The organism is Vibrio sp. V03_P4A6T147 (assembly GCF_002241085.1).
In the GTDB taxonomy this organism is placed as follows: domain Bacteria; phylum Pseudomonadota; class Gammaproteobacteria; order Enterobacterales; family Vibrionaceae; genus Vibrio; species Vibrio anguillarum.
Map to the genome: position 1 here is coordinate 1 of NZ_NDIO01000323.1, position 12,453 is coordinate 12,453.

General features: G+C 44.8%; 12 protein-coding genes and 1 pseudogene. 9 read left to right on the plus strand and 4 right to left on the minus strand.

The annotated features are described in order from the left end of the window. The first annotated feature begins 38 nt into the window (after positions 1–38). Both cls and B9J84_RS12515 read left to right on the plus strand, forming a co-directional pair. Positions 39–1,493 carry a cardiolipin synthase gene (gene cls, locus B9J84_RS12510; RefSeq protein WP_094124272.1) on the plus strand — a complete coding sequence of 485 codons (1,455 nt, stop codon included), beginning with the start codon at positions 39–41 and terminating at the stop codon, positions 1,491–1,493. Positions 1,494–1,573: 80 nt separating this feature from the next. Continuing rightward, positions 1,574–2,770: a cystathionine beta-lyase gene (locus tag B9J84_RS12515; RefSeq protein ID WP_094124269.1), complete on the plus strand. Its 1,197-nt coding sequence runs from the start codon at positions 1,574–1,576 to the stop codon at positions 2,768–2,770. A gap of 68 nt (positions 2,771–2,838) precedes the next feature. Here B9J84_RS12515 and B9J84_RS12520 read toward each other — a convergent pair whose 3' ends face one another. The 4 genes from B9J84_RS12520 to pspA are packed head-to-tail and all read right to left on the minus strand — an operon-like array spanning position 2,839 to position 4,781. Further along, positions 2,839–3,429, minus strand: coding sequence for a DNA-3-methyladenine glycosylase I (locus tag B9J84_RS12520; RefSeq protein WP_013857035.1), 591 nt, complete (start codon positions 3,427–3,429; stop codon positions 2,839–2,841). Between the two features lie 52 nt (positions 3,430–3,481). Beyond that, complete coding sequence (gene pspC / locus B9J84_RS12525; RefSeq protein WP_013857036.1) at positions 3,482–3,871, minus strand: envelope stress response membrane protein PspC; 390 nt, start codon at positions 3,869–3,871, stop codon at positions 3,482–3,484. Beyond that, positions 3,864–4,097 carry an envelope stress response membrane protein PspB gene (gene pspB / locus B9J84_RS12530; protein ID WP_026027627.1) on the minus strand — a complete coding sequence of 78 codons (234 nt, stop codon included), beginning with the start codon at positions 4,095–4,097 and terminating at the stop codon, positions 3,864–3,866. The genes pspC and pspB overlap by 8 nt, the downstream gene beginning before the upstream one ends. 15 nt (positions 4,098–4,112) lie before the next feature. Then, positions 4,113–4,781, minus strand: a complete 669-nt coding sequence (gene pspA / locus B9J84_RS12535; RefSeq protein WP_026027628.1) for a phage shock protein PspA — start codon at positions 4,779–4,781, stop codon at positions 4,113–4,115. Between the two features lie 230 nt (positions 4,782–5,011). Between pspA and pspF the strand changes: the two genes are divergently transcribed. The 7 genes and pseudogenes from pspF to B9J84_RS12570 form a co-directional block, all read left to right on the plus strand. After that, positions 5,012–6,019 (plus strand): phage shock protein operon transcriptional activator, encoded by a 1,008-nt coding sequence (gene pspF / locus B9J84_RS12540; protein WP_179217564.1) that lies wholly within the window; start codon positions 5,012–5,014, stop codon positions 6,017–6,019. A 96-nt stretch (positions 6,020–6,115) separates the two neighbouring features. After that, complete coding sequence (gene sapA, locus B9J84_RS12545) at positions 6,116–7,735, plus strand: ABC transporter substrate-binding protein SapA (protein WP_038149069.1); 1,620 nt, start codon at positions 6,116–6,118, stop codon at positions 7,733–7,735. Further along, entirely contained in the window at positions 7,735–8,697 is a 963-nt protein-coding gene (locus B9J84_RS12550) for an ABC transporter permease subunit (protein ID WP_013857041.1), read from the plus strand. Before sapA ends, B9J84_RS12550 begins: the two co-directional genes overlap by 1 nt. Then, entirely contained in the window at positions 8,684–9,571 is an 888-nt protein-coding gene (locus B9J84_RS12555) for an ABC transporter permease subunit (protein WP_013857042.1), read from the plus strand. Before B9J84_RS12550 ends, B9J84_RS12555 begins: the two co-directional genes overlap by 14 nt. Beyond that, positions 9,571–10,566 (plus strand): oligopeptide/dipeptide ABC transporter ATP-binding protein, encoded by a 996-nt coding sequence (locus B9J84_RS12560; protein WP_010320232.1) that lies wholly within the window; start codon positions 9,571–9,573, stop codon positions 10,564–10,566. Before B9J84_RS12555 ends, B9J84_RS12560 begins: the two co-directional genes overlap by 1 nt. Beyond that, positions 10,563–11,351 carry an ATP-binding cassette domain-containing protein gene (locus B9J84_RS12565; RefSeq protein ID WP_094124271.1) on the plus strand — a complete coding sequence of 263 codons (789 nt, stop codon included), beginning with the start codon at positions 10,563–10,565 and terminating at the stop codon, positions 11,349–11,351. Before B9J84_RS12560 ends, B9J84_RS12565 begins: the two co-directional genes overlap by 4 nt. Before the next feature lie 393 nt (positions 11,352–11,744). Continuing rightward, positions 11,745–12,453 (plus strand): annotated as a pseudogene (locus tag B9J84_RS12570) (hypothetical protein); the annotation flags it as partial.

The following is a 12,453-nucleotide window of genomic DNA, read 5'->3' on the forward strand; positions in this document are numbered from 1 at the left end:
TTACTATCGTGACTTATTCTATCGACAAGATTAATGGCATGGACAAGGTTTACCACGTTCTTACTTTAGCAGGCATCGCACTCTATTGGTTTTTGGTCGCCGCAGTCACGCTACGCGTTGTATTGAAACGCCGAGCTGTGAGTGTTTCTCTGGCTTGGCTGATGGTGATTTATATCATTCCGATTGTGGGAGTGATCTGCTACTTTCTTTTTGGTGAGCTAAATTTAGGGCGCAAGCGTGCAGAGCGTGCGAAGGAAATGTTTGCTCCATTTGGTGATTGGTTTAGACAGCTTAACGATTGCCAGGCTCATGCCCCTGAGGGAATGGGTGCTCAAATTTATAAAATTGATGAACTGTGTAACCACCGTATGGGGATTCCGGCCTTAAGTGGTAATACGTTATCACTGCAAACCTCCCCTAACGAAATTCTGCATTCCATCATTGCCGACATCGAACAAGCTCACACCAGTATTCAAATGGTATTTTATATTTGGCACCCAGGTGGATTGGCGGATTCGGTTGCGTCGGCTCTGATCCAAGCGGCCAAACGGGATGTGCACGTTAAGCTGCTGCTTGATTCCGCAGGGAGCCCCCGCTTTTTCAAAAGTCATTGGTATACCATGATGAAAGACGCAGGAATTGACGTCGTCCAAGCGTTAGAAGTGAGCCCGTGGCGAATGTTCTTACGCCGCTTAGACCTACGCCAACATCGTAAAATCATTGTTATCGACGATAAAATTGCCTACACAGGCTCGATGAATTTGGTTGACCCGGCCTATTTCAAGCAAAACTCCGGTGTGGGTCAATGGGTCGATATTATGGTTCGTATTACCGGGCCTGCGGTCAATGTGCTGTCCGCAGTACATTGCTGGGACTGGGAGGTGGAAACAGGAATACGCATGTTGCCAGCACAACCAGAATGTACTATCGCTCCAGATCAGCCCCATCATCCTGTACAGGTTGTCCCCTCAGGCCCTGGTATGCCAGAAAACTTAATCTCCCAAGTGTTAACACTGGCGATTAATCAGTCAAACCAATCCGTTAGGATCACTACCCCTTACTTTGTACCGAGTGCAGACTTGCTTGCAACTTTAAAAATGACGGCTCAGCGTGGCATCAATGTTGAGATCATTATTCCACACAAAAATGACTCATTGATGGTCAAATGGGCATCACGCGCATTCTATGGCGAGCTACTTGAAGCAGGGGTGAAAATATACGAATTCTACGGTGGTTTGCTGCACACGAAATCAGTCGTGATCGATAACCAGTTCTGTCTTGTCGGTACGGTGAATATCGACATGCGCAGCTTATGGCTCAATTTTGAAGTCACGCTCGCGATTGAAGACCAATCTTTCACTCAAGAAATGAACTGGCTACAACAACACTATATAGAACAATCGCACTTGGTTGAGCTACCAATATGGGAGCAACGCCCGCTGTATCATAGGTTTTTTGAACGATTGTTCTATCTGTTTAATCCGCTGCTGTAAACTTTTTATCTGACTGGGGTTGCCAAGCTAGGCAACTCCATGTTTTAAATAACGAACTCTCTCCCAGACAAGGATTTCGGATGTCAGAAGGTAAAAAAACACTGTTGGTCAATGCGGGTCGTAGTAAAAAGTGGACCAATGGCGTTGTCAACCCACCTATTCAGCGCGCCTCTACCGTTGTATTTGATAGTGTGGCTGAAAAAAATCAGGCCACTGTCAATCGGGCTAATAAAACACTCTTTTATGGACGCCGTGGTACTCATACGCACTTTGCGTTCCAAGAAGCAATGGTGGAAATTGAAGGTGGCGTCGGTTGCGCGCTTTTCCCTTGCGGTGCGGCCGCCATTGCCAATAGTATTCTTTCCTTTGTGCAAACGGGTGACCATATTCTGATGGTCGACACTTGCTATGAACCTACTCGTGATTTTTGTGAAAAAATCATGAAAAAAATGGGCATAGAAACGACCTACTACCCACCGACCATAGGTGAAGGAATCCGTGCTTTGATCCAACCCAATACCAAAGTGTTGTTCACTGAATCGCCCGGTTCGATCACGATGGAAGTGCAAGATATCCCAACCTTAGCGCGGGTTGCACATGAACATGACATCATTGTCATGCTAGATAACACTTGGGCGGCAGGCGTGAACTTTTCACCTTTTGAACATGGTGTTGATATTTCGATCCAAGCGGCGACGAAATACATTGTTGGCCACTCAGACGTGATGTTAGGAACAGCGATTGCCAATGAAAAATGCTGGGATCAATTGCGAGAGCAAAGCTATTTGATGGGACAATGTGTCTCACCTGATGACGCTTATTTAGGGCTACGAGGGCTAAGAACGTTAGATGTTCGCTTACGTCAACATGCTCAAAATAGCTTAGCCATTGCACACTGGTTAGCAGAGCAACCTGAAGTGGATCACGTTCGCCATCCTGCCTTAGAGACTTGTCCTGGACATGAGTTTTATCAGCGTGATTTCACTGGTGGTAACGGGCTGTTTTCATTTGTATTAAAGAGCAGTGATATAAAAGCTACGACGGCTTTGCTCGATGGCATGCAACATTTTAGTATGGGCTTTTCATGGGGTGGGTTTGAAAGCCTGATTTTAGCTAATGAACCCAAAAGCTTTGATAGTTTAAGAACCGTCGCACACCCGCACTTTGCAGGTACACTGATTCGAGTGCATATTGGTCTTGAAGATGTAGACGATCTGATCGCTGATCTAAAAGCGGGATTAGAACGCTACAGTGCACAGCTTGCTCTGCGTGCATAATATGAGCGGAAGAACAAAAGGCCGCTGAATCTTCAGCGGTCTTTTGCATATTAGGTTACCCTGAAAAATTAACGCTTGGGGCAATCAGCCAAATGATCGTTCACCATACCCACCGCCTGCATAAAAGCATAACAAATCGTTTCGCCAATAAACTTGAAGCCTTTTTTCTTTAGAAATTGGCTCATCGCCTTAGACGTGGGCGTCGATGTAGGGATATCACTCATCTGCTGCCAATGATTGAGCACTGGTTGACCATCCACAAACTGCCACAATGCTTTGGATAAGGAACCATACTCTTGCTGCAACAGTAAAGCCGCTCGTGCATTGGAATAGACAGAGGCAATTTTTCCTTTGTGCTTCACCACATCGAAATGTTCGATAATGTAAGGTGCCCGCGTTTCGTCGTACTGAGCCAGTTTTTCAAGATCATAACCGTCAAAGGCTAAGCGATAACCTTCGCGCTTTTTCAAAATCGTAATCCAGCTCAGCCCAGCTTGCGCACCTTCTAACGTCAAAAATTCGAACAACTTGACATCATCGTAAACGGGAATGCCCCACTCATTATCGTGATAATCGCGCTCTAAAGGGTGATTCATCGCCCATGCACAAGTCATTTCTGTATGATGCTTCATTTTTTGTTTCCTTACCCTTACCTTCATTTGCAGTGTCAGTTGAACAATGACACTGCAAATCTACGTGCCAGCTTTGCTTTTAAAGCTGATTAAACTCACGATTGACTTTAAATGCTTCAGAGGTGACATAAGCCTCCATTTTACGGATTTTCTGATCCACTCGAGTTAAATCTTGATCCAATGTCGCCAGCAAAGCTTCGGCGGTTTGTCCTTGCTCCCAAGGCTTATTCTTCAATGTATGTTCGCGTTGGGCTTTTAGCGTTTCAACATACTGAGTAGGCTGCTTTTCTAACATCAGCATCAAAGCCATATAAGCTAAAAGCACTAAAAAACCACCACCGAGTAGTGCAGCCGAGATGACCAATATACGCACCAACCAAACTTCTAACCCAAGATAATTAGCAAGCCCAGCGCATACGCCAGCTATTTTGCCATTGACCGGATCTTTATAGAGTTCTCGGCTAGCCATGATTTTGCCTCCAAGTCGGTGATTCAGCATCTAAGATGCGTTCAAGGGTTTCAACACGGCTTTGCAGTTTTTCCGCTTTTTCAGATAACGCTTTGATCCGCTCTAAATCCTCTTGTGACAATGAGTTGCTGCTATGTCGTTTACCTCTGTAATGCAGAAAAAGCCATATCGGTGCAACAAAAATCAAAAAGACAATCAGTGGACCTGCGATAAAAAATGATGACATATATGCCACTCCTCGTTATTGGTTTTTGTCCATTTGTTGTTTCAGTTTTGCTAGCTCTTGTTCAATTTCATCTTGCGCTTGAAGTTCAGCAAATTCTTGGTCGAGTGACTTAGCGTTACCGGACATAGCGTAGAGATCGGCTTCAGCTTCAAGTTCATCGACTTTACGCGAGTACTGTTCAAACTTCGCCATCGCTTCATCAGTACGGCTAGTATGCAAATGACGTTGCACATCACGACGGTTGTGCGCAGTTTGGCTACGAAGTGCCAAAGCTTGTTGCTTCACCCGTGTTTCGGCAATTTTAGCCTCTAACTTACCGATTTCCCCAGTCAATTTATCGATAGTTTCTTCTACCAAGGTTTGTTCAGTGTGCAAGCCTTTCTGCATTTCTTGCAATTTCTTTTTTTCAATTAAAGCAGCGCGAGCGAGATCTTCACGCTGTTTAGCAAGCGCCAAGGTCGCTTTCTGTTGCCAATCTTCAATATGAGAGGCCATAGAATCCACTTTACGCGCGAGCTCTTTCTTATCCGCAATAGCTTTGGCCGAATTGGTGCGTACTTCCACCAAGGTGTCTTCCATCTCTTGGATGATTAAGCGGATCATCTTTTCAGGATCTTCCGCTTTATCTAACAGTGCACTGATATTCGAGTTTACGATATCGGCAAAACGAGAAAAAATACCCATGTTCAATCTCCTGATTAGTTGTTCATGACGATGTAGTTATTGGTGAGCTATTTTAAATCGCTCAAAACGTTAAGACGAGAAGAGATAACCAAGTTTCATGCCATATATAAATCTATTTATAATCAATAAATTAGATAATATCTCATAGAATAAGATTACTGTGCTATGATGATTTTCGCCAAGAGTTGGTGAATTTAACCACCCTTTCAATCACAGTGTGGAGAGTGAACATGCAACAAAACTTACTGGGTGAAGCGCCTCAATTTTTATCGGTACTGGATAAAGTCTCTAAGCTTGCACCGATTGATAGGCCGGTATTAATTATTGGCGAGCGAGGAACGGGCAAAGAGTTAATCGCTCAGCGCTTACACTATCTTTCCAAACGTTGGGACCAACCACTGGTTTCGTTAAACTGTTCAACCTTGAGTGAAGGGTTAATTGACTCTGAGCTCTTTGGCCATGAATCAGGCTCGTTTACCGGAGCCAAAGGACGTCACCAAGGACGATTTGAACGGGCGGAAGGTGGAACTCTTTTTTTGGACGAGCTCGCCACCGCGCCGCTTGCTGTACAAGAGAAACTACTTCGAGTGATTGAATATGGACATTACGAACGTGTCGGCGGTAGCCAACGGCTTAATGCGAATGTCCGTATCGTCTGCGCAACCAACGCCAATCTTCCACAATTAGCTGAAATTGGAAAGTTTCGAGCTGACTTACTCGACCGACTGGCCTTTGATGTGATCCAGCTTCCACCGCTAAGAGAGCGAAAAGAAGATATTATGCCACTTGCTGAGTATTACGCGATTAAGATGTGCCGTGAACTGAACTTAGCGCTCTTTGTCGGGTTTAGTGCAGAAGCGGCAGATCAGCTTCAACACTACTTGTGGCCGGGAAATGTGCGTGAACTTAAAAATGTCGTGGAGCGTGCTGTCTATCAACACGGAACGGCCTCCCATCCGATTGAAAACTTGGTTTTTAACCCTTTTGCTAATGAGTGGCACAAACCAGATGACCTTACTGGCAATATCTCCACAGATCGCCATACTTACACCACTGGCTTTGAATTTCCGATGGATTACAAAATGTGGCAGGAGGATCAGGACAGACAACTACTGAGTGCCGCGCTCAATGCCAGTAAGTTTAATCAAAGACAAGCTGCAGAATTACTCGGCTTGAGCTACCACCAATTGAGAGGTATGGTGAGAAAATATCAACTCGTCGGCAGCAATGATGATTAACCCTAGGTTTAGATCAACAAAAAATGGTAGATTATCAGGATTTTGAGGCATAATGATTAGCTTTGTTTGCCTTACTTCTCACAGTTATTTCTCTTTATGAAAACATTGATACGATTCGCACTAGGAATATGCAGCTTTAGCCTACTGATAGGCTGTAGCGAACAAATTGACCATAGTAAAATTCGCCAGAGCGGATTCGTATATTGTGGTCACGGCAATCCCACCACTTTTAACCCACAATTGGTTGAGAGCGGCATTACGTCTGAAGCTCTCAGCCCACAGATTTACGACACGCTGTTGCAATTGGATTCAGAAACCTTACAACCGATACCAAGTCTGGCCACGAGTTGGACAGTGAATCCACAGGGTACAGAGTATACATTCAAGCTAAACGATGGCGTTCAATTTCAATCAACCGCTTGGTTTACACCGACTCGCGCTCTTAATGCCGATGATGTGGTCTTCAGCTTTCGCCGAATCATTGACCCAACCAACCCGTTTCATTACGTCAATAGTGGCGTCTACCCATGGTTTGCGGGTATTGATTTCAAAAACTTGCTGATCGATGTTCAAGCTCTGGATGAACTCACGGTTAAATTTACCCTCAGCCGTCCCGACAACTCCTTTTTATCCAATATCGCCACCAGTCACGCTGTCATACTCTCCTATGAGTATGCTAATCAATTAGTGATTGAAGATGAAAAAAGCATGATCGACAGCCATCCTGTTGGATCCGGACCATTTTATCTAGACGAATTTAAAGTGAATGACCTTATCCGCCTCCGTCGTCATGGCGCTTATTGGAATGGCGTGGCGAAGATGGAACAAGTCGTATTTGATGTCTCCAACCGAGGCACAGGGACACTCGCCAAACTACTACGGCATGAATGCGATGTGCTCAGCTCGCCTATTTCAAGCCAAATCCCTATTATCAAGCAGCAATCGGAAATAGAGCTTGATGCCAAGCCTGCGATGAACGTGTCTTATATTGCTGTGAATACCTCTCACCCTGCGCTCAGTGATGTTCGCGTGCGTAAAGCGCTTAATTTTGCGATCAACCGCCAAAATATTTTGGACTCGGTCTATTACGGTACAGGAAGTATTGCTTATAACATTCTTCCCCCCTCCTCTTGGGCCTATCAAAAGGACAGTATTCAAATTCGCTATGATCGTAACTACGCGATCGCATTACTTAAAGAGGCTGGCTATTACGCCAACTTGGAATTGACGATGTCTGTTCCTGCAGAGTCTCATGCCTATAATCCAAGCCCACGTAAAACCGCCGAGTTAATTAACGCTAACCTTGCCGACATTGGTATTACATTGCATATCATCACGGAAGACCGCCTCGATCGCTCAAATTTGACCCAGCACGCCAACGTTGATCTGATTTTAACGGGCTGGAATGGCGATACCGCAGACCCAGATAACTTTTTGCGTCCACTGCTCTCATGTAATTCAGATCGCTCAGGGCTCAATGCCTCGATGTGGTGCAATAGTGATTTCGATTTTCTACTCGATTTGGCCTTGGAAGTAGACAAGTCACGCTATCGCCTTAACTTATACAAACAAGCGCAAAATATCTTGAATGAAGAGTTCCCGGTTATCCCATTGGCACACGGCATGCAATTTAAAGCGTACAGCAAAACATTAACGGGCTTTAAACTCAGCCCATTTAATGTACAACCCTTCAATACGGTTGAGAGGATCGAATAGTGTTTTTATATACGGTACGCAGACTCAACTTATTTATTATCACGTTACTCATTTTGACTATGGTCGGGTTTGCGCTGCTGCGCTTAGATCCACAGTCGCCTCTAACTGCTCATGGATTTTGGTCAGGTTGGTCAACCTATTTAGGGCAACTGCTGCAACTGAATTTTGGCGTCAATCACAGTGGTGTCCCGATTGTGGACGAACTGGCGATGGTCTTTCCAGCAACGCTGGAGTTATGCCTCATTGCTTTTACTCTCTCTTTGTTAATTGGTCTCCCTATTGGTACGCTCGCAGGAATGAAGCAAGGTAAATGGATTGATACCGTCATCTCCTTCACGTCAATGTCCGGCTATTCAGCACCGCTATTTTGGGTAGCTTTGCTAATGATCATGGTCTTTTCACTGCATTATGAGCTGTTTCCTGTTTCAGGACGTTATGATCTACTCTACCAAGTGGAACACGTGACAGGTTTCGCTCTGATCGATGCTTTTTTCGCTGAAGGCAACTACCGTGCTCATGCTTTGCAAAGTGTTATTGAACATATGATTTTACCCTGCTTGGTACTGGCTCTAGCACCGACGACACAAGTGGTGAGCCTGATGCGTTCTTCGGTGGCCGATGTAATGGCTCAGAACTATATACGCGCCGCTCGAATTAAGGGTTTAAGTGATTACGAAATTGTCACCGAGCATGTGCTGAGAAATGCAATTCCACCTATTATTCCTAAATTCGGGGTTCAGTTATCGAGTATGTTAACGCTAGCAATTATTACTGAATCCATCTTCAACTGGCCGGGAATCGGCCGTTGGCTGCTCGATGCATTATCTAACCAAGATTATGTCTCCATTCAAGCCGGCGTGATCGTAGTTGGTACGCTCGTTCTCACAGCAAACATTCTGTCTGATTTGATTGGCGCTATGGTTAACCCGCTGGTAAGAAAGGAATGGTATGCTAACAAATAACATTTATCAGGAAGAGCATATTCCGACTCAGTTTGAGCGGTTTTGGCGCAGCTATCGCAATAACAGTTTGGCGATGTTTGGCTTGTGGTGCTTAGGACTCATTGTGTTGATTACCCTCACCTCTCCTTGGATAGCCCCTCATGATCCGCAGTTGCAAACGAGCAACCTATTAATACCGCCTTCTTGGGATCCTGCGGGTACTGTCGAATTTTTCTTAGGTACCGACGATTTAGGCCGAGATATCTTGTCACGGTTGATTGATGGTACCCAATACACCTTCGCTGCCGCTATTTTAATCACCGCTATCGCGGCGGTGATCGGCTGTTTTATCGGTATCATGGCAGGCATGACCAAAGGATTACTATCAAGTACATTGAACCACTTACTCGACACGGTCATGTCGATTCCATCATTGCTGCTTGCCATTATTTTTGTGGCACTGCTCGGTTTTGGCGAGTTCAATATTTTGCTTGCGATTGGTTTGGCACTCATCCCTCGCTTTGTTCGTTCGGTGTATATTGCCGTACACAACGAAGTAGAAAAAGACTATATCCTCGCCGCACGTTTAGATGGTGCCAATGACTTTTATCTGTTGTGGAACTCCATTTTACCCAATGTACTTGCTGTCATCGCCAACGAAATAACACTCGCGTTATCCATTGCCATCTTAGACATCACCGCTTTGGGCTTTCTTGGTTTGGGTGCTCAAGCACCAAGCACCGAATGGGGCACCATCTTAGGTGATTCAGTTGAGCTGATTTACCTCGCACCGTGGACAGTCACTCTCCCCGGTTTAGCGATTATGTTTACGGTGATCATCATCAACTTAGTCGGTGAAGGTGTACGACAAGCTCTGAATGCAGGGGTGGAATAATGCCATTATTAGATATTCGCCATCTCACCATCGAAATTGATACGCCACAAGGCATGGTAAAAGCAGTCGATCGCATGAGCTTAACCATGAACGAAGGCGAAATTCGCGGATTGGTGGGAGAATCTGGATCAGGAAAAAGCTTGGTGGCTAAAGCCATCGTAGGAATATGCAAAGATAATTGGACCATCACCGCCGACCGCATGCGCTTAGGTAATATTGATCTACTTCAGCTGACGCCGCGCGAACGCCGGCGAGTGATTGCCCGAGACATCGCGATGATTTTTCAAGAACCATCAACCTGCTTAGACCCTTCAGATGAAGTGGGAAAACAGCTGATTGAATCAATTCCATCGCGCACATTTGAAGGCAAATGGTGGCAGCGTTTTACATGGCGTAAAAAACAAGCGATTGCCCTTTTACATAAAGTAGGAATCAAAGAGCACGCGCGCATCATGAGTAGCTACCCCTATGAGCTAACTGATGGTGAATGCCAAAAGGTGATGATTGCGATGGCTATCGCAACCAAACCAAAAATTTTGATTGCTGATGAACCAACGAACGATTTGGACCCCATTACCCAATCACAGATATTGCGCTTGCTCAGCCGGATGAATCAGGTCAATAACACCACGATTCTATTGATTGGCCACGACTTAACTACCATTACCCAATGGGCCAACCGTATTACAGTGATGTACTGCGGTCAGTCTGTTGAGTCAGCAGATACCCAGAAAATATTGAGTGAACCCAAACACCCTTATACGGCCGCACTACTGAAAGCGATGCCTGATTTTAGTGATTGGATCCCGCATAAAGAAAAATTGCAATCCTTACCGGGTTCCATTCCACCCTTGCAACATTTACCGATTGGTTGCCGGTTGGGGCCTCGCTGCCCCTATGCTCAGCGCCAATGCGTTGAAATACCGTATCCACAACGTATTAAAAATCATAAGTTTGCCTGTCATTTCCCACTCAATATGGAGCAACAATCATGAGTGCGTCATTATTAGAAGTGAGCGGGTTAACTAAAGATTTCATTACCCGTTCTGGTCTGTTTCGCAAGAAAATTCAGCATGCAGTCAAACCGGTCAGCTTTACGTTAGAAGCAGGGCAAACCATTGGTTTTATTGGCCAAAATGGTTCTGGCAAATCGACATTGGCACGCATGCTTGCAGGGATGGTTGAACCCTCGGCTGGCGAGATACGCGTTAATGGAGAGTTATTGGAACACAAGGATTACTCCACGCGCTGTAAGCTGATTCGAATGATTTTTCAAGATCCGAACACATCGCTCAACCCAAGAATTCAAATTGGTCGTATTCTAGAAGGGCCGCTCAAAAGAAACACCAATATGCCACCTGAAGCTCGCATGAAGCGCGTGAAAGATACGCTATTGCGCGTTGGGTTATTACCAGAGCACGCCTACTTCTACCCGCAAATGCTCGCCACCGGGCAAAAACAGCGGATTTGCTTGGCACGAGCACTGATTCTACAACCGTCGATCATTGTGGCTGATGAAGCATTAAACGGGCTAGACATGGCAATGCGATCACAGATGATTAACTTGTTTCTAGAACTGCAAGAAGAGATGGGTGTCTCGTTTGTGTATGTCTCTCAACACCTTGGTATTGTAAAACACATTACTGATAAAATTATGGTGATGCACGAAGGCGAAGTAGTCGAATCGGGTGACACACAAGAAGTATTGTCTAATCCAACTCATCCCATCACTCAAAGAATGATTGAGAGCCACTTCAACAAAGCGCCCAGCTTTAAATAGCCGCTCTGTATTTAATATCGGAAGACAATATCGACGATATTGTACTGTTCCTCCCCCTTTTAGGGGGAGGATTGACAGTGTTCACCCCACCCTAACCCTCCCCTCAAAGGGGAGGGAATTGCTTTCGTTAGCGAATAGCTCTCCTCCTACCGCCTAACACTTCGGTAGCAATAGTTTTTCTAAGGCTATCTGTGATGCTTCATTTCAGTGTAAACGGAAAAAACCAGTTGCTAACGACCAGTTTTTCGGTGAAGGCTACATTTCTTTTCCCCGCCACTTTTGTTTAATTAATCGTAACGCCTCGTAGAATTCATAAAAAAACAGAAATTTTCCGTAAGCGGCTACTTTTAGTTTTTGTATGATGATAATTATATCAACCTAGACCTCGGAATAATGAATATGTTCCCTAATATTCCATCATCTGCTGCTTGTAATCGTATAGCATCTCCTGTGGCAACCGCAGAAAATAAGTTGCCGTTAACAGTAAAGTCAGTTACTCACAAACATGTGCAATGCATACCATTATTGGATACTTCCCCCACAGCAGCTGTTCATAGTGAGGCGAGTGCGCCAACCAAGGGACGAGATGTTGTGATACTCAATCCATATATGTCAGGAGGGGGTGACCATACCTTGGCAAATAGAATATCTCGTATTGTTGTTGAGGAAGGAGGCCGAGCATCCATTATACCTATCAATGTAGATCGCTCTTCTATCGACCAATACCGAAATATATCCTCTAGCTCTAATAGTCATGACATAAAAGAGTTCATTGATCCTATTTTTATTGTCTGTCCTGTTGGGATATTGCCCACAGACAAATTATCGATGGTAATTGATCATGTGTGTGGACGATTTAACTTTGCGAAAGGAAAAGTGCTTCTTTTAGAAGAAATGGATCTACTGGCTAGATGTAGTCAATCGTTGGAAGCTCGTAAAGATATGCTCGATGCTAAAGGGTTTAGTGATGTTCAAACATACAAACTCGGCTTCGCAGAAGGGGCGATAGGTTATTTACCTGTTGATAATGATACTGTCAACAAAGTAAAGGACAGAGCCGATGCTGAAATAGCTAAACTTTTGGATGGATATAATATAGACA

What these genes read in the sequence shown, in the direction of transcription:
- cls (WP_094124272.1), top strand. Translation starts at nt 39, where the DNA reads ATGGACAAGGTTTACCACGTTCTTACTTTAGCAGGCATCGCACTCTAT.
- B9J84_RS12515 (WP_094124269.1), top strand. Translation starts at nt 1,574, where the DNA reads ATGTCAGAAGGTAAAAAAACACTGTTGGTCAATGCGGGTCGTAGTAAA.
- B9J84_RS12520 (WP_013857035.1), bottom strand. Translation starts at nt 3,429, where the DNA reads ATGAAGGTAAGGGTAAGGAAACAAAAAATGAAGCATCATACAGAAATG.
- pspC (WP_013857036.1), bottom strand. Translation starts at nt 3,871, where the DNA reads ATGGCTAGCCGAGAACTCTATAAAGATCCGGTCAATGGCAAAATAGCT.
- pspB (WP_026027627.1), bottom strand. Translation starts at nt 4,097, where the DNA reads ATGTCATCATTTTTTATCGCAGGTCCACTGATTGTCTTTTTGATTTTT.
- pspA (WP_026027628.1), bottom strand. Translation starts at nt 4,781, where the DNA reads ATGGGTATTTTTTCTCGTTTTGCCGATATCGTAAACTCGAATATCAGT.
- pspF (WP_179217564.1), top strand. Translation starts at nt 5,012, where the DNA reads ATGCAACAAAACTTACTGGGTGAAGCGCCTCAATTTTTATCGGTACTG.
- sapA (WP_038149069.1), top strand. Translation starts at nt 6,116, where the DNA reads ATGAAAACATTGATACGATTCGCACTAGGAATATGCAGCTTTAGCCTA.
- B9J84_RS12555 (WP_013857042.1), top strand. Translation starts at nt 8,684, where the DNA reads ATGCTAACAAATAACATTTATCAGGAAGAGCATATTCCGACTCAGTTT.
- B9J84_RS12560 (WP_010320232.1), top strand. Translation starts at nt 9,571, where the DNA reads ATGCCATTATTAGATATTCGCCATCTCACCATCGAAATTGATACGCCA.
- B9J84_RS12565 (WP_094124271.1), top strand. Translation starts at nt 10,563, where the DNA reads ATGAGTGCGTCATTATTAGAAGTGAGCGGGTTAACTAAAGATTTCATT.